This window comes from Candidatus Tisiphia endosymbiont of Dioctria linearis (assembly GCF_964026545.1).
Taxonomy (GTDB): domain Bacteria; phylum Pseudomonadota; class Alphaproteobacteria; order Rickettsiales; family Rickettsiaceae; genus Tisiphia.
In genome coordinates this window covers 407185-429442 of record NZ_OZ032156.1, presented here as the reverse complement: position 1 = coordinate 429442, position 22258 = coordinate 407185, and the positions used below count along the sequence as shown (strand labels likewise).

The following is a 22258-nucleotide window of genomic DNA, read 5'->3' as shown; positions in this document are numbered from 1 at the left end:
TATTATGCACAATGCTCGTTGTACTCTTGAAATAGATTTAGCAAAAATTCGTACTAATTATCGTATTATTTCTGAAATTTGCAAAAATTCAAAAATTGCTGCTGTGGTAAAGGCTAACAGCTATGGACTTGGAGCCAATATTATCGCACCAGCATTACAGATGGAGAATTGTCAGAATTTTTTTGTAAACTCAGTTAATGAGGGGGTAGAATTACGTAAAGTGTTAGGAGCAAAATCTAATATTTTTGTGTTTCATGGTGTATTTTACAATGATGTTGAGGAATTTGGCAATAGCAACTTAATTCCGGTACTTAATAGTTTACAACAAATTGCCATATGGCAAAAGTTTGCTGCTGAAAAACAACAAGTATTACGCTGTACAATCCATGTTGATACTGGTATGCATCGTTTGGGAATGGCTGACATAGAGATGCAACGTATCATAGATAACCCTAACCTATTATCTGGTCTTGAATTACAATATGTTATAAGTCATTTATCTGCCTCTGAAATAGCGGATAATCCTTATAATTTACAACAATTAACAAAATTTAGATATTATCTAAACTATTTACCAACAGCTAAAGCTAGCTTAGCTAATTCTAGTAGTATATTTCTAGGACAAGAATATCATTTTGACTTAATACGTCCTGGTGCGGCATTATATGGGCTTAATCCTTTGGGAATTTCCTCGAAAAATCCGATGCATAACCCAATTAGGCTGACTGCTCCGATAATACAATTACAAGAATTACCGCCAGAAAGTTATATTGGTTATAATATGACTTTTAAAACAAAGCGTAATAGATTGATTGCTACCTTGCCTCTTGGTTATGCTGATGGTTATTCTAGGGCTTTTAGCAATTGTGGAGAAGTTTGTATTGGTTCCTACTTAGCTCCTGTAGTTGGTAGAGTGTCGATGGACTTAATTACCATTGATGTTACTGAACTACCACCAAATGAAATATTTTTAGGGCAACAAGTGGAGATTATAGGGGATTATTGTACCCCAGATAAAATAGCTAATATAATAAATACCATTGGTTATGAAATTCTTACCATGCTCGGTGACAGATATAAGAGAGTATATACAAATGATTATTAATATAGTTAATTTATTCGGTAAACATACTATTGCTTTCGCAAAAACTATAGGAGCTTTTTCTCTATTTACTATAGCGGTAGTTACTAGTATTTTTAGGCGTCCCTTATATGGCAACTTACTATTCAAGCAGTTGTTATCTATAGGCTTTTATTCCCTACCAGTTGTTGCGATGACTACCTTTTTTTCTGGGGCTGTACTGGCATTACAAAGTTATACAGGTTTTTCTCGTTTCTCGGCTGAAAGTTCAATAGCTACGGTGGTAATTCTGTCAATAACTAGAGAACTTGGACCAGTTCTTGCAGGTCTCATGGTGGCTGGTAGGGTTGGTGCATCAATTGCCGCTGAAATAGCTACAATGAGAGTGACGGAACAAATAGATGCTCTTTATACTTTGTCAACTGATCCAATAAAATATTTAGTTTTGCCAAGGGTGCTAGCTGCAGTTATTACCTTACCATGTTTAGTATTAATAGGTGATGTATTAGGAGTAATGGGTGGCTATTTGGTAAGTGTTTATAAGCTTAATTTTAACAGCTCTAGTTATATAGTAAATAGCTTTAAGTTTTTACAATCAATAGATGTTATTTCTGGGTTGGTAAAAGCAGCAGCTTTTGGTTTTATTATTTCAATAATAAGTTGCTATAGTGGATATTGCTCTGGAACAGGAGCAAAAGGAGTTGGAACTGCTACAACTTCGGCGGTAGTAAGTTCCTCGGTGCTGATTTTAATCAGTAATTACTTAATAACAGCATGTTTTTTTTAAAGTTATGAATAACCAATCAAAAATAAAAATACGCTCATTATATAAATCTTTCGGTAACCGAAAGGTACTTGATGGTATAGACTTGGATATAAAGCAGGATAGTTCGATAGTAATCCTTGGCGGTTCAGGAACTGGTAAATCAGTACTAATTAAGACGATAGTTGGGTTAATGCAGCCTGATAAAGGTAGTATAGTTGTTGATGGGGTAGAGACTGTCAATATCTCAAATAAAGATAGATTTAAAATGATGGAAACTATAGGCTTTCTATTCCAGGGGGGAGCTTTATTTGATTCTCTAACTGTTCAAGATAATATTACGTTTTTTGCTGAAAAATTGTATAAATTATCTCCCAAAAATAAACAAGAGTTAGCGGCATCTAAACTTAATTCGGTAGGTTTATCTAGTAAGATACTCAATCTTTATCCATCTGAACTTTCTGGGGGGATGCAGAAAAGAGTATCTTTAGCTAGGGCTATTTGTGGTAATCCTTTGATTCTTTTTCTTGATGAACCAACTACCGGTCTTGATCCTATCATGGCTAATGTTATTAATGAATTCATAATTAAAGTTCAAGAAGAGCTAAAAGCTACTACCATTACTATAACCCATGATATGAATAGTGCTTATATGATAGCTAAAGAGGTTGCTATGATTTATCAAGGGAAGATTTTATGGTTTGGAACAAAAGATGAGATAAAAAATAGTGATAATCCCTATTTGCAACAATTTGTTAATGGTTTAACTACTGGACCAATTGAGGTGTGAGTGTTCATGGAAAAAAGTTAAAGTACAAAATATCATTGCTTCGTCAGCTACGCCTTCTTGCAATGACGTTTGTGAATTTGACGTAATGTTAGTTGGAACTATATGGGAAGAATAATTGATTACTTAACCATTTCTGTCCCCTAATTGACAGTAGGGGATAAACTTGTTGTTTAATTTTTTGATAATATTGTTTTATATAACGTATTTCATCTTCGTTTAGCATTTTATAATCTATTAATTCCTTTGCATAAGGAACCATAGTAAGAGTATCAAACTCTAAATAATTTACATCCTGTAAGCTATTTCTGATATACATCAAATTTTCTATTCTAATACCAAATTCGTTGATTTTATAGTAACCCGGCTCATTGGACACAATCATACCTGGTTGTAAAATCACGTTACTGCGTAAATTAATATTTTGTGGTCCTTCATGGACATTTAAAAAGCTACCGACCCCATGACCTGTACCATGCGGGTAATCTTGCCCATCCCTCCACAAAAATTGTCGAGCTAATACATCTAAATGGCTTCCTGTAGTAATATTAACCGGAAACTTAATCATCGATAGAGCAATATGTCCCTTAAGAACTTGAGTATAACGTAATTTTTGTTCCTCGGTAGGGTCACCTATAGCAAAGGTTCTGGTTACATCAGTGGTACAGCCTTTATATTGTCCACCAGAATCAATTAATAATATACCTTTACCTAAGATTTTTTTTGCTTGATGGCTTGTTGCTCGGTAATGAATTATCGCACCATTTTCCTTAAAACCACATATAGTTGGGAAACTATTCGTAACATATTGATCTTGCTTAGATCTAAATTCAGTTAATATTTCTCCTAAATCATACTCAGTTTGCTCTTGTAAATTTGGTAGCTCAAACAAATATGCCAAGAATTCACATAGTGCTACCGCGTCATTAATATGAAAATTAACTGCGTGTTTAATCTCAATATCATTCTTAATTGCTTTAAATAGTTGACAAGGGTCGTTAATTTTTTCTACTAGTTTATTATTGAGCAAATCCATAATGTAACTTGAGACAAAATTTTCATCAACGAGAACCTTATTAGTCTGACCCAATATACCGGCAAACTTTTCTTCCGATAAAATAGTTATGTCAGGGCGAGCAATCATAATTTCTTGATTAGCTCTATTCGGGTTAGTAAATAAATATAGCTGGTCTTGAGTGATTAGAACTATAGCGAGCATCAATGGTGAATATGGAGTGTCACTTGCTCTGAGATTTAATAACCAACATATTGAATCTGTTGAAGTAACAATCATCGTATCGGCAGAATATTTAGTTAGTAGATTGCGGCATATGACAATTTTATTACTATATGATTGACCAGAAAATTTATCATCATGAATATATATTTTTGATGATGGCTGATCAGGTTTATCATACCAAATTTGGTCTATTAAATTATTAGATATCTTATGTAAACGGGATTTTATTTTAGAAAATGTTTGTAACTTAACATTAGTAAAGAGTTTCGAATCATATCCCAATATACCATCATTACCTAAATAGTTATCCCAAGGAAAATGTGCTAAATCTTTAATATCAAAAATCTTAAAAATTTCTTGATCTAGTTCATGTTTACTTTGTTCTAGATAACGACCATCTGTAAAAAATACCGCCTTACCTTTGCAAATCACCGCAATACCATTTGATCCGCTAAAGTTAGTTATATATTGCAGTCGCTTAGCACTTTCATGAACATACTCATTAAGATATTGATCGTTACATGGTACTATATAGCCATCTATTTTATACTTAGCAAATAGTCCTCTAATATTACGGATACGTTCTTGCATTAAACAACCTACTATTTACCCAAAAGAATTATCTGCTTCTTTCACTATGCGGTTTCTTAGTTACAGAGCTAACATGGCGGGGTGCAGCTTTTTCATCAGCCGAAACCTTAGATATATCATTTTTGATAGATTTGCCAATAAGTTGAGCGGCTTTTAGAGCTTCAGGACTTAGACCTTTTAAATTATCCTGTAATCTTGCTATCTGTTGTTCTTTTGTAAGCTGTGGAACTCTACCGAGCGTTCCATCAATAGATACTTTAAAATAATTAGCAACAGCTACCACTGTATCAGTAACTAGCATTTTTTGAGTATTCTCATCTTCTTTTAGAAAAGGACGGAATGCATCTTCACTAAAACCAAGCTTTTTCCCTAACTCAGACTGAGTTAAACCGTTTTTGACTAGCTCCTTATTGATAAAACTCCTTAAATTAGAACTTAATTCTTCTTTAGATAGTGGAGTATATTGTTGTTTTTCGCTAGAGACGAATTCCTTTCTACCTAACATTTCGTCAATAGAACAATCAAAATAATTAGCTAATTTGATTATGTTTTTTATCTCAGGACGCCGACCATCTAGCATCTTTCTCATAGTAGTTTCAGGAACCTCTGAAGCATCAGATAGTTTACCTACCTTTAGCCCTTCATCCTTCATTTTTGTTGTAAGGAATTCCTTTATATTTTCAAACCAATCCATTGAACATAATTTTTTATAAAATTTATCCGTGAAAAACGGTTTTTTTTCTTGACAGAAAAAAAACCTCATAGTAAAGTTATTCACCTTATCAAATGAACCTAAGAAATTCTTTTGCTAAGATAAGCTTTAGGAATCATAACTAATAAATTCAACCCTGTTAACGTATGTAAGTTGAATATAACAAAAAATGTTAATTAACCCTAAAAACCCAGCCATAAAAGGAAATACTTTATGAATATATACAATATTTACCCGATAATCAAATATATTTTTGATTATTTAGTAACTTTTTTATTAAAAATGCAACCTAAATTATTATTTTACTCAATAATTAATAGGAATACCTTTCCTATAATCATAATCAGGGGGTTTTGTGCAAAATGATCTTGAGGATAAAAAATTCAATATAAATGATAAAGATCTAAAACAGCTATATAGTAAGATTATGACTATATCAGGTTACATAATTGCTATGAGGTCAGATTGTATAAAAGAAGCTAAAAAGACGGAGGCTGCTCTAAAAATTCTAATCAGACGTACATATGATATTAGAGGTGGACTTTGGATATGTTTGATTACTATATGGTTTTTAGTCATACTTTTTCTGCAAAAAACTTTTAGCTAATAACTACACAGTTAATTGATTTGAATTTGTGAACCAGGGCTATAACTTAATCAAAGAAAATGGGAACAAGAGGATAAAAGTATAGTAAAATCAGATGCCTAGAAGCTGTAATTTCTCTGATTTCTTTCAGGCAGTTTGTCATATATAGTCATGTATGGATCTATCCGATAATACAAGAAAAAAATAATATATAACAGCAACAAAATCGAATGCAGTCATGTATCCGGCTTATAGTTAATAAATTACTTTAATTTTACCCTATAGCCCTGATGGAATTCGCTGGCTTACAAACTTATACTTATCATTTTGTCGACTTCTAAAGATCTATTGTCCGGTTCAGTTTCTTCGTAAGCTAAGGTTCGTCTTATCTACCATCAATATTATCATTCTTTCGCATATTCCGGATTAGAATCTATTAAATTTCTACTTACCTATAATATCATCTCGTCAACTATTTGTATCAATTCTTTAGCTACAAACTTTACTCTCGATATAATCATTACCTGAACTGAGTACTGCAAACACCACCCTTGCTAGTTTATTAGCTACTGCAACAGTTGTTTTATTATGCCCATTTCGTTCAGATAAATTAAACATCCACTCGGTAAACTTGCTATAATCTTTTTTAGATTTTTGCCGGAATAGTTAGTTCTATTTCAAAAAAATCTTATAATTTGCAGCTAAAAAGAGTCGAAATCTAGTAATTTAAATTTTGTTCACAGAGCCTAGCTTGTTTGACTAGCTATTCCATTAAAAAATCTAATTTCAACTTTATACTTTCTAATCACTTATCCTAAACTGGCATTATTAGGGTTAGCTATAATTATGTTATACTATATCATTGTGAATTGCATCAAGTGTAAGGTAATTGTATAAATTATTTGACTAGAGAATTGTTTGTTGCTATAAGATTCTTAGAGTGATGGGGCGTAGCCAAGTGGTAAGGCAACGGTTTTTGGTATCGTCATTCGGTGGTTCGAATCCATCCGCCCCAGCCATTCAGTACAACTTGCTACTTTTTGCAATTCTGTGAATGGAAAAGCCAGAACGTAATGCATCTTACAGCCCTCGAGTGTTAGGTTCGAAAATATAAAATTTAATAATTCCCTTTTTTCAGCAATTGTCGAACCTCTAAAAGTTTCATAGGCGTTTCTGCTGATACATATAAGGTCTGCAAGCTTTTTAGAAAGCTTATCATCTACTTTGTCATAACTCTTAATTAATTCAGTTAATTCATATTGTCTTTCCTTTAATTGAGCTTTCTTATGCAAAAATTCTTCTCTAGTTAAGGTGCTATCTGCTAAGAAATCCATCAATGTCAATAAGCCAAGAGCAAATTATACATTTATATAGTTGTGAGTTTGTTAATAGTTCTAGAAATATAGTGTTAATTGGAGGGACTGGTACCGGCAAAACGCACCTTGCTATAGCCATTATAGTAAAGGCAGTTGAGTTATGTTAGTGATTGTGATAATATAAAATGAAAAATGTCAACTAGCCCATACAGTATAGATTTAAGAGAAAAAGTAATAAAATATCTAGAAGCAGGAAATAGTCAAAGGTCAGCATCTAGAGTTTTTCAATTGAGCCCTACAACAGTAAATACATGGCATGTAAGGTATAAGAAAGAAGGTCATTATCAAGCAAGGAAGTATAAAGGAGCAAAGCCTAGTATAGAAATGGATGATTTTATCAAGTATGTAGAAGAAAATCCTAATAGCAAAACGGAAGATATTGGTAAGAAATTTGGGATAAGCGCTAGTGGGGCAAGATATTGGCTAAGACAATTGGGATTTAGTTATAAAAAAAAGCCTTTACCTATGTGGAAGCTAATGCTGAAAAGCGATGTAAGTATTTAGAAGATATCAAAGATCTAGCTACAGATGCGCTTGTGTATATAGATGAGAGCGGAATAGAGATGAACATTACCCAAGATAGAGGTTGGGGAAAGAAAGGTCAAACACTACAAGCAAAGAAGAGTGGGAAGTATTACCAAAGGACGAATATTATAGCAGGTTTGGTAGGTAATAAATCTATAGCCCCTTTTGTATTCAATGGCACCTGTAATACCGAACTATTTAATAATTGGGTAGAGCAATTTTTGATAAAAGAGCTTATAGCTGGTCAAGTTGTGATTTTAGACAATGCTGCTTTTCATAAGTCTAAGAAGACTAAAGATTTAATAGAATCAGTAGGATGTAGGGTAATATTTTTACCACCTTACTCTCCTGACCTAAATCCAATAGAGAAATTTTGGGCTAATATGAAAAGGTGGATTAAACAAAAAATCGGGCTTTCACAAGAATTGTATAACACCATTTGTGCATTCTTTGCTGTAACATAACTTAACTGCTTTTACTATAGTGCAAGGGCAGTAAGAAAGGGTTATAAATCAAAGTTCTTTAATCTTGTAGATTTAGCAAACCAACTAGAATGTGAAAAAGTTGCTGGTCATGCAGGAAGGCTTGCATGTTCAATAGAAAAAATGGATGTTTTAGTACTTGATGAACTTGGTTATTTACCATTCTCTAAAAATGGTGGTCAGCTTATCTTTCATTTGCTATCTAAGTTACACTCAAATACTTCAATCATAATTACCACCAACCTCATGTTTTCCGAATGGCCTCAAGTATTTGGATGTAACAAAATGACAGCAGCACTGCTTGATAGAATTTGTCACAATTGCGATATTATAGAAACTGGAAATGAGAGTTACCGTATGAAAAAAAAGAGCTAATATTTTGTAATTTAAGTGGGGCAAAATTGGACGCACTTGCTGGGTCAATTTTCAACGCTTATTGACATATGATGAAGTAAATAAAGTATTATTAGCAAGAAGTATAAAAAAATGAGATATTATATATTCATCTGATAGTCAAAACTTAACTGACAATCAGATGATAAATTTATAGTGTCTATCAGATCAAATCTTAACCTCTATATATAGGCTAATATAAGAAACATAATATTACAATGAAGTAAAAATAGGAAAATATCGACTATAAGCATAAAAATGAGGGTTCTGGAAATTCTTCTTTTGATAAATTAATTCATTGCCATCTAGATCAATAATATTCCCACCATTAGCTTTAATTAGTGCATGACCTGCTGCGATATCCCATTCCATAGTTGTTCCAAATTTGGGATAAATATCGGCTTTTCCTTCCGCTATTAAACATAATTTAATAGAGCTTGGTATGCTAACTATTTCGGTAATTAAATGTTTTTCTAAAAAACTCTTGGTATCTAAATTGAACCAACGTGAGCTAACAACAGCACTGTAGTGATTTCTAGGTAAGGCATCAAAACTTACTTCCACGTCATTTTGTTCAACCCTCAAAGCATTATTAGCATCTGTATAATGTAATTTTTGCATGGATGGTTGATAGATAAAGCCAATAACAGGCATACCATTTTTTATCAAGGCAATATTTACTGTATATGTATCCTCACCTTTTATATAACTTTTTGTACCATCAATAGGATCAATCAACCAAAATTGCTCTTCATTTAAAGTAACTATCTCTCTTTCTTCACAAATTACAGGAATATTAGGTGTTAATTCCATTAAACCATTATATATAAAATTACTAATTTCCTTATCAGCATTTGTTACAGGTGAATTATCCTCTTTATAACAAACTATTAGCCCTAAATCTCTTGTCATTAGAGCAATTCTTCCAGCATCGGTAATTAAACTTTTTAACGACCTAATTAAATTAACCATCATTTGTTATTTTCTATAAATTGCTTAGCATCATCATCTTCTAACCATTTTCCTGTTTTTAATAATACTTCTTGTTGCAACTTCACTATATTATCCTGTGGAGTACCCTTTAATTCTATAACAGCTAAATATTCTATACCATAATAATTGAGATCAACTGTCTTTAGAAAATTATCTATATCATTTAATTCACTTTTTTTATTCTCAAAAATTATAATGTTATCAGGTAAAATATTTGTGATACGCATAAACTCATATAGTGCCTGAGTTTTATTTAAAAAATCAGTAAATATTATGCCTTTATAAAAAATTGGTGACCTTTTATCATTCTCATCAAATTTTAATATTTCTTTATTATTAACTTTATCAGTAAATTTAATACCAAGTCTACTTAGTTGCTCATACTGCCATTCCTCATAATTTTCAATCCTTCTACATGCTGGGTTAATTTTAGTAAAACCAAAAACCAAAGCCCCAGAACTCTTTAGCTTATCAATAAATTTCGACCAATTAGCTTCTACCAACATAACTTGTCTTTGTAGTAGCAACTTAGCAATTACTTCATCTATATTGGAGCGATACTTTTTTAAAGCAGCAAGCTCCTCGGTAAACCCTGCATAAGGATTGGCATAACGAAACATATTAGACTTAGGTGTAATTATTGTATCATCAATATTGATTAGCACTAAGCTAGATCCATTAATTTTTTCAAATAAATTTTTTACCGTAACAGAATCTATAGAATAAGTGGGAATGATTATTGCATAACTCGTATATGGTAGCATAACAAGAATTAATAATAATTTTAATAAAAGGTTATTTTTTATTGTCATATGGATTTATGTTTTTCTGATTCTTAATTTTAACATTGCTTCTTTTTGTTGCATTTACCTTATTAATCAACTCATTAAATAATTTTACAAAATCATGAGAGTTGAATATTGATTCTTTTGTATCAGATAATCGATAATTATAACCAATAAACATTACCTTATCGTCATAATTTCTCAGTTGACTTTCCATTGAATTTAACTCACTAGAATTTTCATCAACCATTATTAGAACTTTTGGCATGAACTTCACTTCTATTAAAAAGTTTAATATTAACCGAAATAGAGGACTATTATTGCTGCTCAATATACCTTGATAAAATGTCTGATAAGTATTATCAAAAGGCTCCATATTATTAAAAATAAGATAGTTATGTTGAGGAAAACTATTAGATAAATCAATATTGAATTTTTTTAAATAATCAGCCTTCCATATTTCTAATTTCTTTATATTGTTAAAGTTACCAGTTAAACTACGGTCACTAACAATTACTGGACTTCCTTTATCCATTATACCTTTTATAAATTTAGGTAAATTGCTATCTAATAACTCATTTTTATACTCTGTAAACAATATTGTATCAATATAAACTACCTTTGATGCTTTAACTGATTTAAATAATTCAGATAGTTTAGATAATTCATTTTTATTCAGTTGGTTAATTGGTGGAAAAAATGATTTGAATATAACTTTGTCTCTTCCTAAAACCAGTAGGATATCCTCCGGGGGATAATTATTGCATAATTCTTGATATTCATTATTTATTTGTTCTAAACTATTAGTCTTAACAATCTTGCCATTTGCTATTAAGGGTAATAGTAGTAGTATGGAAGCAATATATTTATTGCATAATTTGATACTTTTCAAAGCAGAAGCGTATAGTTTTAATTTAGTTTCTTTAGTTAACATGGTATTTGCTCTTATTTTTAGTCATTGCAAAAGTAGAGTTTCAAAAGAGGTATATTATCTTGCCATTATGAATTCAATAGACCTCTTGCATAACCTAAAGATAATTGAGGAATTTTTAGGAAAAACGAAGTCGAGTACCGCAGCATACTAAGATGTACGTGAGGAACGGAGACGAGTTTTGACAACAAAATTACCAATTAGATTAGGTTATGCAAGAGGTCTAATATCAAGGTCAACTTTTTGCCATATCATCACAAGTAAGTATAGAATAATTTTTAAACATTGCTAAAGCAATACAACCCCTATCGCCTAAGGATAAACCATACTATTTTGTTTTTTTAATTATTGCGGAAGAATCAAATACTATCTTATTAGCCATTTTTTATATTTCTCAATTCTTCTATCTGGTATTCTTCATGCTTTTTGTTTATAAAATCATCCACCATTGAATCTTTTTTATCAGTTTGATTTTTTATAAAAATTGCATGCATCTCATCTATTATTTTATTAGCACTAATTATTTTTACTTCATCCTTATAAATTCCTAGGCTCTGTGAACAAAATTTTAATTGTTTAGATTTTGAGTATTTTTAAGCGAAAATTAATAAGATTTTTGCCGGAATAGTTAGTTTTATTTCAAAAAAATCTTATAATTTGCAGCTAAAAAGAGTCGAAATCTAGTAATCTAAATTTTGTTCACAGAACCTAGATTAACTTTATCACCAGGTTGTATATTAAGCACTCCTCTTATTTCTGACGGAATTAATACTCTACCATGTTGATCCATACTTGTTATTAGTTTTTCCACAATCTATACCTAAATGTTTATTTAAATAGTTTAACATTTAATATAATATGTCATTTAAATAAATTACACAATAAACTTATAAATTGCTGTCGATAACAAGGCATACCCTACAATTTTCATTCATCATCATAAAAAAACCGTAAACGTTCACTAGACCTCTTGCAAAACTCGCTTATGCTGAGGAATTTGAAGGAGACGCGGAACGCAGAACCGCAGCGTACTTAAATGTACGTGAGGATTCGAGTACCGCATCATTGTCCAAATTACCAGCAGAAGTAGAGTTTTGCAAGAGGTCTACGGAGATATGATTAATGGTTTTTTAGTTTCTGATAACCATTAACTATGCTACTTTCTTTTTTTATACCAGTATATTCAAGAGCAATATAATAATTGCTAACTTCAGAAATTCTTATACATTCATCTATATCATGGATATTATCGCTGTGTTGCATTTCTTCGTTCTTCGGTGCCTTCTCTCTTGCTTTTTCAATTGCTTCACTTCTTGATTGGGCAACTACCAAGGTCATAAAATGGTACTCTCCAAAGGAATTATTTTTATATGAACCAAGATTTACAAAAAACAAATGATTCTCACTAGCTGTAGGTTTTGTTTCCTGAATATGAATATTAAAACCATCCATACTATCCGCTATAAACCAAGAATCAATATGCAAGGATTCAGGTGTACCAATCCATTTGCCTTTAATCTGTTGAGACATATCTATATTTGATTTCCCAATTACAAAAACCACATCATGTATTTCTATATTGCATCCTTCAATCTTACCACCAAGGTAAAAAATACCCAATTTAGGATAGTTAAACATAAAATCCTGAAATTGTGGCATATAAAAAGTTCTCAACAAACAAATAAGATTATTTATGGTGCCGATAGAGGGAATTGAACCCCCGACCTACGCGTTACGAATGCGTCGCTCTGCCAACTGAGCTATACCGGCAATGGTGTTAATTTAACATTTTTGACCATTCTGGATCAGAAGCATCTTGAGGAGTAAGAATCTCTCTTTCATTATAACCGGTTAAATCAATGGAATATATACGATTTCTCCCGGCTTTTTTGTTTCTAGGAGGCCAACCTTTAGCAAACATAATTATCCTACCATTGGTTGACCAGCAAGGACTTTCAACCAGATACCCGCTAGTTATAATTCTTTCACTATTTTCTTCACCATTAGCAAGAGATTTCATCACCCCAATGGTAAAACCCTCTCTAGAAATTTTAGTAAAAGCTATATAATCCCCTCTAGGCGACCAACTTGGTGCCGCATAAACTCCTCCACCAAAACTGATACGTTCAACATTTGAACCATCAGAATTCATAATATATAATTGCCTTGATCCACTTCGATCAGAGTTAAAAACTATTTTACTGCCATCCGGTGAATAGCTAGGAGAAGTATTAATACCAATACCATTGGTCAATTGTTTAGTCACCATACTATTCAAATCAGTTTCAAAAATATGGGTAGCCCCATTTCGTGCTATTGACATTATAGCCTTATCCCCCTGGGGTGAAAATCTTGGAGCAAAGGACATACCAGGGAAATTACCAACCAATTTTTCTTTACCCGTTTTAAGATCACGAATGTAAACATGTGGTTTTTGCTTTCGTACATACGATAAATACATAATTTTATCTGCTTGCGGCGAAAATCTTGGAGTAAGAACTAGATTTTTACCATCTGACAAATATTGATGATTAGCACCATCATGATCCATCATAGCTATTTTCTTTACTCGCTTTAGATAAGGTCCACTCTCTGATACATATACTATTCTCGTATCAAAGTAACCTGAATCTCCAGTAATTTTTTCGTAAATTTTATCAGCTATTTTATGTGCCACCCTACGCCATAAATTTGCTGGTACTTCAAAAACCTCACCTATAAGATCTTTTTCTAAACTTACATCCCATAATATAAAACTAACCTTTAGCTTACCAGAAGATAGTTTGATAACTTCACCATTAATTAGCAGATTAGCATTAATTTGTCGCCAAGCAGCAAAAAGAGGCTTATGTTTTACCCCTACAATTTGTTCTATAAAAGAAGCCGTAGAAATCGGGCGAAACATGCCAGAATTCTTTAGATCATTAGATATTACACTAATTATATCAGCACCAATTACATTATTGCCACTATTATCTGCATCAAATTTATTAATGGCTATCGGCATTGGATCAACATGTCCACGTTCTATAACTATAGTTTCTATTGCATAACTATTAAAATTAACAACTAATAACAGTATAACAAATAAATGCTTGACCACTAATCCCACCTAGATCATTTTTAACAAATTATATCAATTTTTTTATTAGCTATACTATAGCAGATAAATTGTAAAACACTAAGTATTAGAAGGTAAAAAATAATAAATTTTGTGAAAATAATGAAGAGATACTTATACCTTGTTATCGACATAGCAAGAATAGTAATATTTGACATTCATAAATGATCAGGATACAATCAACAGATTATGGCATAAAATGTTATATTATGCACAAATCGCTAGCATGGGTATTATGGAATTTATACGTACAAAATTAGGGGATGGTGGCAGAGTCATTATTCCATCAATCTTTCGTCACAATCTTAGTCTAATGGCAGGAGATGACATTATCTTACATATGAAGGATGAGACAATTTATATTACCACTCCTAATCAAGCTTTATCCAAACTACAAGCAAAGGTGAAAAACCATATTAATGCCACTAGTCAAAATGTTTCCCTTGTTGATGAGCTAATAGCCATGAGACGTTTAGAGGCAATTGATGAGAAGTTGGTGACGTCATCACTCGTCGTTCTTGCTACCCAATTCTCCTGAATTAACTATAACTCACCTTACACATGGCATTTACAGGTCATATATCTCGTCATTGTGCATAGGCGTTAGTTTAAGAAAATAAATTAGAAAAGTCGTCATTGCGAGCCACCGTAGGTGGCGTGGCAATCCATTATTCATTAGAAATAGATTACTTCTTAGATTAAGCCTCCTCGCAAATAGCGTCAGATTAGCTATAATTTCGAAAAAAATCCAATGTTAAAAAAATACTGAAAAGATAAAATATTGAATAGGCAAATAATTTCTTAGCCTGTTTATTATCTTTATCACGAAACAAAGAAACAGCATAATATAGAAAAATTAGACCTAATATAAATGCCGTAAGCAAATATAAATGATTACTTATTCCTAAGCAAAATGGCATAAATGTAGTAATAAACATAATTATACTATAGGCAAGAATTTGTTTCTTAGTATAATAATCTCCCTTTACTACCGGCATCATCGGAACACCACAATTTTTGTAGTCTTCTGAGCGAAAAATTGCCAATGCCCAAGAATGCGGTGGTGTCCAGGTTAAAATAATCATAAATAAAGAAAAAGAGCCAAGAGAAATCTCATTAGTCACCGTTGCCCAACCAATCATAGGCGGTAATGCACCTGCCACCCCACCAATAACTATATTTTGCATGGTTGAACGTTTTAGCCACATAGTATAAATGAAGACATAATATAATATGGTTATTAATAACAATAAAGCCGATAGCAGATTAACGCAAAGACCCATCAGAAAAACTGAGAAGAAGGCAACAACCACACCAAAAGCTAAAGCGTCCCGTGGTTCTATAACCCCGGTAACTAGAGGTCTATTTTGAGTACGTTTCATTATGGCATCAATATCTCTATCATACCACATATTAATAGCTGCACTACTACCAGCTCCAAGCGTAATACAGAGCATAGCAATGCACGCTATAAATGGATGAATTACGCCTGAAGCAAGCCATAAACCAGAAAAGCTGGTAAATACTACAAGTGCCATCACTCTAGGTTTCATCAGCATAATATAGTCCATAACCGAGCTATTAGACCTTTTTTGACTAGTATTCATCTCTAGTTTTGTAAGAGGTCTAATATAATTAGAGGAATTATTCATATATCTTTATCTCAAGAAAATTTATTATTTCTAGGAAATCCACTAGGAGGGATTTTGCCAACAGAGCCTCGTCGTCCACGAAATGGTAAAAGATCTTTCTCTACCCTAGTCTTTTCTCCTATTTTCCAGCTTAATCCTAAACTACTGTCAAATATCTTAACATCCATCAGTTTGGCTTCTTTAAATTTTTGCAGAATTACGCCTTGTCCTCGTTTCATTATTGGTACTTCATTTAGATTAAATACTAATAATTTCCGGTTCTCACCTATACAAGCAAGACAATCACCATCTACTGGTAAGCAAGTAATACAATAATGATTTTCAGGAACTTGCATAATTTGCCTACCAAGTTTAGTTTGGGCTACTACTTCATCTGAATCAATAATAAATCCTTTGCCAATACTACTGGCTAGTAAAAGTTTTTGAGTGGGCTGATAAACAAACATACTCACTATTTCTTCATTACCAATATCTATAATCAGCTTTATCGATTCTCCATTGCCTTTCCCTCTAAATATATTATCACCTAGAATAGTGAAAAAACGCCCCGATGCACTAAATATAAGGATTTTGTCAGTAGTATAAGCCTCAAGAATAAAGTTTTCTGCATCGCCTTCTTTGTATTTTACAGTTGATAAATCATTATTATGACCTTTCAAAGAACGAATCCATCCCATTTTGGAACATATTATGGTGATAGGTTCTTTGGTTATAAAAGCTGAAATATCAACAATCTGAGCGACAATATTAGCCTCTTCAAAACTAGTTCGACGCATGCCTAATTTAGTAGTAAATCCAAACTTTGTTTGCACCATTTTTATTTCTTTCTTAACTATTTTCTTTAATTCATTCGGATCCTGTAAAATTTTCTGCAGATTTGCATGTTCTTTTTCCAGCGAAGTATGTTCGTTAATAATTTCTTGTTCTTCCAATTTTCTTAAAGATCTCAACCTTGTATTGAGAATTGCTTCAACTTGCAGATCAGTTAAACTAAATTTAGCGATCATTATTTGTTTAGGCTCATCTTCTTCACGAATAATTTTGATTATTTCATCCAAGTTTAGGTAAGCTATTCTTAAACCTTTAAGAATTTCCAATCTATGTTCAATTTTGCCAATAAGAAATTTGGATCTACGAGTAATAATATTTTGTCGGTGTAATAAAAATTCCTGCAATATTTCCAGTATATTAGCTACTTTAGGAATATTATTTGAACCTATAACATTCATATTAAGCTGGATTCTATTTTCTAGAACAGTTAATTTGAATAATGACTCCATAATTACATTAGGGTCACAATTACGATCTCTAGGTTCAATAATTAACCTTATATCTTCTGTCGATTCGTCCCTGATATTACCGATCAAAGGAATTTTTTTGTCTTTTAACAAGCCAGCTACTTGTTCGATAAGTTTAGATTTTTGTACTTGATAAGGTATTTCAGTAATTACTATCTGATATAAACCATAACTTAAATCCTCTTTGACCCATCTTGCCCTTACTCTAAAACTACCACGTCCTATACTATAGGCTTGGTGGATTGAATCAATTCTATCCACAATTATGCCACCTGTTGGAAAGTCAGGACCTTTGACAAATTGCAAAATATCGTTGACCTTTGATTCAGGATGGTCAATTAAATATATTAGTGCATCACATAATTCATGTAAATTATGTGGGGGGATACTTGTTGCCATACCAACTGCTATACCTTCTGAGCCATTAGCCAATAAATTAGGAAACATAGCAGGCATAATTACTGGCTCAGTATCTGAATCATCATAGGTAGCACGAAAATCAACAGTATCTTGATCTATATCTGACATTAATAAAGTACAGATTTCTGTCATTCTTGATTCCGTATAACGCATAGCTGCTGCATTATCGCCATCAATAGAACCAAAATTTCCCTGCCCATCAATTAATGGATATCTGAGAGAAAAACTTTGGGCAAGACGTACCAATGTATCATAGACTGCACCATCACCATGCGGATGATATTTACCGATTACATCACCGACAACTCTTGCACATTTCTTATAGCCTGAGGCTGGTTCTAACCTTAATTGCAGCATAGCATATAATAATCTACGATGGACTGGTTTTAACCCATCACGAACGTCAGGCAAGGATCTTGACATAATTGTTGATAGAGCATAGGAGAGATAACGCTCTGATAATGCATTACCAAAATCTATATGTTCTATTTTAGTATCATTGGTCATAAAAACTTTTTCTTATATTTATTTCCGATTCCGATAGTATAATACCCTAAATATATACTCACACTAATACAAAAATAGTATTAAATAGTAAAAATTATACTTTTTATTTTAATGGTTCTATATTTTACTAATTTTTACATTAAAGTGACTTTAATTTTCTTTGCAAACCGATAATTTAATATCTAGATATTAATTAAAATTTAATTAGTCCATTAAAATAGAAAGAGTGGGTAATAAGGTCTTTTTTAAAACTATAATCATAACCAGCACCTAGTTTAAATGGTAAGACAGATTGTACGTTTACATAACCTCCTAAAGTATATTTCACATTCTTTGCAGATGATCCTACAGGTTTTATGATGGGAACTACTATTGGGGCTTGATGTGATGTGTTAGTAAAAGTAATTATGCCTGTTGGATTATTTAGTAAAAGAGTATTGTCTAATTTGACGTGAATTTCAGGAATAATTGAAATATTTTCTACCAAAATATTTTTACTTAAACTTATTCCAGTTTCAAGTAATATTCTTTTGCCTTTCTTAGTTGGTACATTAATGTTAAACTCTTTCCTATATTCTGTAAAATTGTTTATTAAAAAATGATCAAATATTATTCCTACTATTGGTTTGAACAGAAATTTATCTAAATTCATTTTATAGTAAGTTTCAAGTTTTGCACGTGTTACATAACCGTTAGTCTCACTATTAATTGCAATATTATTCCGTTCTCCTTTGTTTTTAATAAAGGCTTTACCATATTTTAGATAAGAATTCAGATATATATTTGGTGATAATGTATGTTGGGTATAAATTGCTGCTACATGTAAAATAGTATTTTGCTTATCATTAAAGATGGTTTGCAATTTAGTATACGAATTTGCAAGAGCATATGCGATTCCTATAATAAAACTATCCAGGGGGCGTGCATCAAAACCTAAAATAAAACCTTGCTGATTATTTTTAAAGGCTAAAATATTTCCTTGTTGCTGTTGTTTGGTAATAGAGCTGATAAATTGAATCCATCCTCCTTTTTTAATATAATCATTATCTCCTGACGCTACCACATTTACCGTAGAATTATCTGTTAATGTATGGTTAGTTAAAGCATTAGAAATCGTATCCAAATAGTCAAATTCTATATATGTAGTATATTTCGATATATCTTGCTCAACATCAGGGTTAATAGGTGAAATATAACTATTTTCTTCAGCTAATGTTTGAGAAGATGGAATTGCTACTGAATCTGATTGTTCAGATTTTAAATTGGTTTGCTCAGTGCTTGAATCTGGTTGTTCGGATTCTGAATTGGTTTGTTTAGTGCTTGAATCTGGTTGTTCAGATTCTAAATTGATTTGCTCGGTTTCTGAATTGGCTTGTTTAGCTACTAAAGTTGGTTGTTCGTCTGCTTGGTCTGGTTGTTTAACTACTGAAGATGGAGGGTCATCTACTGGAGCCGTAGGTTCAGCTGCTATTGGCTCCTCTTCTGCAAACAATGTTTCTAACCCCAGACTGTCTTCAAATATTTCATATGGATCAACATCTGCATTATCGTGTACAGATACTGCAGCTTGTTGAATTACTGCATGCACAGGTTTCTCAGCTGCTACATCTGTTTGTATAGCTACTGAGGTTTGTTGTTCATCTACTATATCTGTTTGTGTAGCTACTGTTTGTGTATCTGCAGATTGTGTATTTACGGTATTTGTGTGTTCAGATACTAGGGTAGGATGGGCATCTACTGTAGCCGTCTTTGTTACTGGAGGCGTATCTGTTATTGTAGCAATCTCCATTACTGGAGCTTCCTCAGTTATTGGAGCCATATGTATTACTGGATCTGCCATTACTGTAGCCTTTTGTGTTACTGGAGAGGTTACTGTTACTGTAGCTGTATCCGGCTCTGTTATGGGGGGAATATCTGTTATTGTAGCAATCTCCATTACTGGAGCTTCCTCAGTTATTGGAGCCATATGTATTACTGGAGTTGCCATTACTGTAGCCTTTTGTGTTACTGGAGAGGTTAGTGTTACTGTAGCCATCTTTGCTGCTGGAGGCATATCTGTTGTTGTAGCAATTTCCATTACTGAAACTTCCTCGATTATTGGAGCTATATGTATTACTGGAGTTGCCATTACTGTAGCCTTTTGTGCTATTGGAGAGGTTAGTGTTACTGTAGCCATCTTTGTTACTGGGGGCATATCTGTAGCTCTCTCCATTACTGGAGATGTTTCTGTTATTAGAGCAATAGCTGCATTATCATGTCCAGCAATGCCCTTTTCAGCGGCCTCTAACTCATCTCTCAATGATAACGAATTTCTTGTTATAGGAGGTATATCATCTAATGACTCATCTTCAGAATCTACCCTTTTTCTTTTTCTAGATATTTGTTGTGGAGCAGTTTGATTAGATTCTGTGATTGTAGGTGATGGAGTATCTCTTATTGCTAAATTATCCAAAGAAGCATATCCTTCATCTTTCAACTGTTGCACAGCTTTATTAGGTTTCACCTGTTTATCATTCTCTACCGATGCAAACTCTTCAAATTCATTAGGTATATTTCTCCTTTCTGATTGAGCTAAGAGTAGTGAGCTAATCTTATCATCTAGAACACGTAACTTAGCTTCAAGGTCATTTCTTGTTTCTTTTAATTCAGCAATTTTATTTTCTTTTTTATCAATAGAAATTAATAGTTGATTGTGTTCACCAACTTTCTGTTCAAGCAATGGTATTTGTTCTTGTATGTCACTTATATTTTCCTGTAAATTTTTCAACTGTTCGTTTGCTACTTTAAGTTTAACAGAAAAAATTTCCCTTTCTTTTTCAAATTTATCAAAAAAATCCGCTTGCATTTCTTGAAGTTGAACAGAAAGATTCTCTTTTTTTTCTTTAAGTGTATCGGAGAGTTCTTGTGCTATTTCTTCACTAGTACATCTTTGCTTAAGAGTAAGTAACTCTACAGAAGAGTCTTCTAGAAAATCAAGCATTTCCGTAAACTTATTTCCATTCTCAAGTGGTTTTATTATTGTTAGATTTGTTGTGTCTAGTGCTATCAATTTATCATGAGCATCATTAATAATAGTCCATATTGTTTCCATATTCTTGGTAAATTCATCAATAGACTTTGGTGCTATTTCTTTACTATATAGGGAAAGATATTTGATCTCTGGTTGCGGTAAAGTTAAGAGCATTTCTTCGCTCTTCTGTTTTTCTAATTTATATTTGTCTTGCCGATCAAGTAATGCTGAGTACTCTATTTCTAGTGAATTAATTTCTTCTTTCAAATTTTCGCGATCATTCAATAATTTTATTTTTTGGGAAGATTTTTGTTCTAATTTTGTTAATTCATCACTGACTTTACCAATAGTACTCCATATTGCTTTTTTTTCATTCTTGAGGTGTTGTATATAAGTAATTGGGAGTGGGTGAGAGAATTGTCCTATTTCTTCATTAAATCCTACCGCCAAGACATCAGATACGTCAAATTTTTGCAATAAGAAAAATAAAAAAACAAAAACTAGATACTTTTTTACTAAATATTTATTAACAAAATAATTTTGTAACATGCTAAATATAACCATTCTATTACCTACCAATTAATCTATTTGTTAAAAATTAATTAATATTAACGTAGTTGTCACAGCAATGCAAAGCAAAAAGTGCAATTATAGTTTTATTATTAGGAAATTAAGTTGTTGTATGTTGTAAAAATCATAATTATAGATTAAAATCATATCATTAATAGAAATACGAGAAACAAGGAAAGTAAGGAAAAATACTAAATAATATAACCGCAGTTTGACATAAGGACGATAAGAAAGTATTTGAAAAGAAACTGTGAGGGACGATAATATTCTCTAAATGATAACAGTAAAATTGGAGAATGTATCATGTCTTACCTCACTGAGATTTTATACATAATTGATGATTTTGCAAGCCATTTTAAGGAGAAGCTTCACCTTGAACCACAGAGTAATCTAATGTACGTGAGGATTCGAGGATAGTACCCTACATTTTTTACT

The 22258-nt window shown here is 32.2% G+C and carries 20 protein-coding genes, 2 tRNA genes and 1 pseudogene; 10 read left to right on the top strand and 13 right to left on the bottom strand.

Going from position 1 to position 22258, the window contains the following annotated elements; translation table 11 throughout:
* The first annotated feature begins 4 nt into the window (after positions 1-4).
* The 3 genes from AAGD42_RS02040 to AAGD42_RS02030 are packed head-to-tail and all read left to right on the top strand — an operon-like array spanning position 5 to position 2634.
* On the top strand, positions 5-1105 hold the full coding sequence (locus AAGD42_RS02040; RefSeq protein ID WP_341753075.1) for an alanine racemase: 1101 nt from the start codon (positions 5-7) through the stop codon (positions 1103-1105).
* Complete coding sequence (locus tag AAGD42_RS02035; RefSeq protein WP_341753074.1) at positions 1095-1868, top strand: MlaE family ABC transporter permease; 774 nt, start codon at positions 1095-1097, stop codon at positions 1866-1868. The genes AAGD42_RS02040 and AAGD42_RS02035 overlap by 11 nt, the downstream gene beginning before the upstream one ends.
* 4 nt (positions 1869-1872) lie before the next feature.
* A complete protein-coding gene (locus AAGD42_RS02030) occupies positions 1873-2634 on the top strand; it encodes an ABC transporter ATP-binding protein (RefSeq protein WP_341753073.1) in 762 nt (253 codons plus the stop codon).
* A gap of 88 nt (positions 2635-2722) precedes the next feature.
* Here the strand turns inward: AAGD42_RS02030 and AAGD42_RS02025 are convergent, their stop codons facing one another.
* Together AAGD42_RS02025 and AAGD42_RS02020 are read right to left on the bottom strand one after the other, a co-directional pair.
* Positions 2723-4462, bottom strand: a complete 1740-nt coding sequence (locus tag AAGD42_RS02025) for an aminopeptidase P family protein (protein WP_341753072.1) — start codon at positions 4460-4462, stop codon at positions 2723-2725.
* A 28-nt stretch (positions 4463-4490) separates the two neighbouring features.
* The gene (locus AAGD42_RS02020; RefSeq protein ID WP_341753071.1) at positions 4491-5156 is read right to left on the bottom strand and encodes a helix-turn-helix transcriptional regulator; all 666 of its coding nucleotides are present in this window, start codon (positions 5154-5156) and stop codon (positions 4491-4493) included.
* A gap of 373 nt (positions 5157-5529) precedes the next feature.
* Here AAGD42_RS02020 and AAGD42_RS02015 point away from each other — a divergent pair, with 373 nt between their 5' ends.
* A complete protein-coding gene (locus AAGD42_RS02015; protein WP_341749949.1) occupies positions 5530-5781 on the top strand; it encodes a hypothetical protein in 252 nt (83 codons plus the stop codon).
* A 468-nt stretch (positions 5782-6249) separates the two neighbouring features.
* Here AAGD42_RS02015 and AAGD42_RS02010 read toward each other — a convergent pair whose 3' ends face one another.
* Positions 6250-6378, bottom strand: coding sequence for a hypothetical protein (locus AAGD42_RS02010; RefSeq protein WP_341753070.1), 129 nt, complete (start codon positions 6376-6378; stop codon positions 6250-6252).
* Positions 6379-6704: 326 nt separating this feature from the next.
* On the opposite strand from AAGD42_RS02010, the gene AAGD42_RS02005 reads away from it, so the two are divergent.
* The 5 genes and pseudogenes from AAGD42_RS02005 to AAGD42_RS01985 form a co-directional block, all read left to right on the top strand.
* Positions 6705-6779 (top strand) — tRNA-Gln (locus tag AAGD42_RS02005).
* 317 nt (positions 6780-7096) lie between these two features.
* Positions 7097-7243, top strand: coding sequence for an ATP-binding protein (locus AAGD42_RS02000; protein WP_410520941.1), 147 nt, complete (start codon positions 7097-7099; stop codon positions 7241-7243).
* Positions 7244-7268: 25 nt separating this feature from the next.
* Positions 7269-7640, top strand: coding sequence for a helix-turn-helix domain-containing protein (locus AAGD42_RS01995; protein WP_341749594.1), 372 nt, complete (start codon positions 7269-7271; stop codon positions 7638-7640).
* Positions 7604-8125: an IS630 family transposase gene (locus AAGD42_RS01990; RefSeq protein WP_341749620.1), complete on the top strand. Its 522-nt coding sequence runs from the start codon at positions 7604-7606 to the stop codon at positions 8123-8125. The genes AAGD42_RS01995 and AAGD42_RS01990 overlap by 37 nt, the downstream gene beginning before the upstream one ends.
* A 27-nt stretch (positions 8126-8152) precedes the next feature.
* Positions 8153-8518, top strand: a pseudogene (locus AAGD42_RS01985) (ATP-binding protein); the annotation flags it as partial.
* 231 nt (positions 8519-8749) lie between these two features.
* Here the strand turns inward: AAGD42_RS01985 and AAGD42_RS01980 are convergent.
* From AAGD42_RS01980 to tolB, 7 genes are all read right to left on the bottom strand, one after another.
* The gene (locus AAGD42_RS01980) at positions 8750-9511 is read right to left on the bottom strand and encodes a 3'(2'),5'-bisphosphate nucleotidase CysQ (protein WP_341749962.1); all 762 of its coding nucleotides are present in this window, start codon (positions 9509-9511) and stop codon (positions 8750-8752) included.
* The gene (locus tag AAGD42_RS01975; protein ID WP_341753069.1) at positions 9508-10341 is read right to left on the bottom strand and encodes a DUF2608 domain-containing protein; all 834 of its coding nucleotides are present in this window, start codon (positions 10339-10341) and stop codon (positions 9508-9510) included. The genes AAGD42_RS01980 and AAGD42_RS01975 overlap by 4 nt, the downstream gene beginning before the upstream one ends.
* Positions 10325-11248: a DUF2608 domain-containing protein gene (locus AAGD42_RS01970; protein ID WP_341753068.1), complete on the bottom strand. Its 924-nt coding sequence runs from the start codon at positions 11246-11248 to the stop codon at positions 10325-10327. The genes AAGD42_RS01975 and AAGD42_RS01970 overlap by 17 nt, the downstream gene beginning before the upstream one ends.
* Before the next feature lie 685 nt (positions 11249-11933).
* Positions 11934-12056, bottom strand: a complete 123-nt coding sequence (locus AAGD42_RS01965; RefSeq protein WP_341749965.1) for an AbrB/MazE/SpoVT family DNA-binding domain-containing protein — start codon at positions 12054-12056, stop codon at positions 11934-11936.
* Positions 12057-12364: 308 nt separating this feature from the next.
* Entirely contained in the window at positions 12365-12904 is a 540-nt protein-coding gene (locus AAGD42_RS01955) for a DUF1543 domain-containing protein (RefSeq protein ID WP_341753067.1), read from the bottom strand.
* 35 nt (positions 12905-12939) lie between these two features.
* Positions 12940-13015, bottom strand: a tRNA-Thr gene (locus tag AAGD42_RS01950).
* 7 nt (positions 13016-13022) lie between these two features.
* Complete coding sequence (tolB, locus tag AAGD42_RS01945; protein ID WP_341753066.1) at positions 13023-14348, bottom strand: Tol-Pal system beta propeller repeat protein TolB; 1326 nt, start codon at positions 14346-14348, stop codon at positions 13023-13025.
* 169 nt (positions 14349-14517) lie between these two features.
* On the opposite strand from tolB, the gene AAGD42_RS01940 reads away from it, so the two are divergent.
* Positions 14518-14904 carry a hypothetical protein gene (locus AAGD42_RS01940; RefSeq protein ID WP_341753065.1) on the top strand — a complete coding sequence of 129 codons (387 nt, stop codon included), beginning with the start codon at positions 14518-14520 and terminating at the stop codon, positions 14902-14904.
* Positions 14905-15091: 187 nt separating this feature from the next.
* Here the strand turns inward: AAGD42_RS01940 and cyoE are convergent, their stop codons facing one another.
* The 3 genes from cyoE to AAGD42_RS01925 all read right to left on the bottom strand — a co-directional run bounded on the left by cyoE (position 15092) and on the right by AAGD42_RS01925 (position 21817).
* Positions 15092-15973, bottom strand: coding sequence for a heme o synthase (cyoE, locus tag AAGD42_RS01935; RefSeq protein ID WP_341753363.1), 882 nt, complete (start codon positions 15971-15973; stop codon positions 15092-15094).
* 56 nt (positions 15974-16029) lie between these two features.
* The gene (gene parC / locus AAGD42_RS01930) at positions 16030-18243 is read right to left on the bottom strand and encodes a DNA topoisomerase IV subunit A (RefSeq protein WP_341753064.1); all 2214 of its coding nucleotides are present in this window, start codon (positions 18241-18243) and stop codon (positions 16030-16032) included.
* Between the two features lie 193 nt (positions 18244-18436).
* Positions 18437-21817, bottom strand: coding sequence for an autotransporter domain-containing protein (locus AAGD42_RS01925; protein WP_341753063.1), 3381 nt, complete (start codon positions 21815-21817; stop codon positions 18437-18439).
* Positions 21818-22258 lie beyond the last annotated feature (441 nt).

Bases quoted from the DNA above. Each gene is read 5' to 3' on its own strand.
- AAGD42_RS02040 (WP_341753075.1), top strand. From the start codon at position 5: ATGCACAATGCTCGTTGTACTCTTGAAATAGATTTAGCAAAAATTCGT.
- AAGD42_RS02035 (WP_341753074.1), top strand. From the start codon at position 1,095: ATGATTATTAATATAGTTAATTTATTCGGTAAACATACTATTGCTTTC.
- AAGD42_RS02030 (WP_341753073.1), top strand. From the start codon at position 1,873: ATGAATAACCAATCAAAAATAAAAATACGCTCATTATATAAATCTTTC.
- AAGD42_RS02025 (WP_341753072.1), bottom strand. From the start codon at position 4,462: ATGCAAGAACGTATCCGTAATATTAGAGGACTATTTGCTAAGTATAAA.
- AAGD42_RS02020 (WP_341753071.1), bottom strand. From the start codon at position 5,156: ATGGATTGGTTTGAAAATATAAAGGAATTCCTTACAACAAAAATGAAG.
- AAGD42_RS02010 (WP_341753070.1), bottom strand. From the start codon at position 6,378: ATGTTTAATTTATCTGAACGAAATGGGCATAATAAAACAACTGTTGCA.
- AAGD42_RS02000 (WP_410520941.1), top strand. From the start codon at position 7,097: ATGTCAATAAGCCAAGAGCAAATTATACATTTATATAGTTGTGAGTTT.
- AAGD42_RS01995 (WP_341749594.1), top strand. From the start codon at position 7,269: ATGTCAACTAGCCCATACAGTATAGATTTAAGAGAAAAAGTAATAAAA.
- AAGD42_RS01980 (WP_341749962.1), bottom strand. From the start codon at position 9,511: ATGATGGTTAATTTAATTAGGTCGTTAAAAAGTTTAATTACCGATGCT.
- AAGD42_RS01975 (WP_341753069.1), bottom strand. From the start codon at position 10,341: ATGACAATAAAAAATAACCTTTTATTAAAATTATTATTAATTCTTGTT.
- AAGD42_RS01970 (WP_341753068.1), bottom strand. From the start codon at position 11,248: ATGTTAACTAAAGAAACTAAATTAAAACTATACGCTTCTGCTTTGAAA.
- AAGD42_RS01955 (WP_341753067.1), bottom strand. From the start codon at position 12,904: ATGCCACAATTTCAGGATTTTATGTTTAACTATCCTAAATTGGGTATT.
- cyoE (WP_341753363.1), bottom strand. From the start codon at position 15,973: ATGAATACTAGTCAAAAAAGGTCTAATAGCTCGGTTATGGACTATATT.
- parC (WP_341753064.1), bottom strand. From the start codon at position 18,243: ATGACCAATGATACTAAAATAGAACATATAGATTTTGGTAATGCATTA.
- AAGD42_RS01925 (WP_341753063.1), bottom strand. From the start codon at position 21,817: ATGGTTATATTTAGCATGTTACAAAATTATTTTGTTAATAAATATTTA.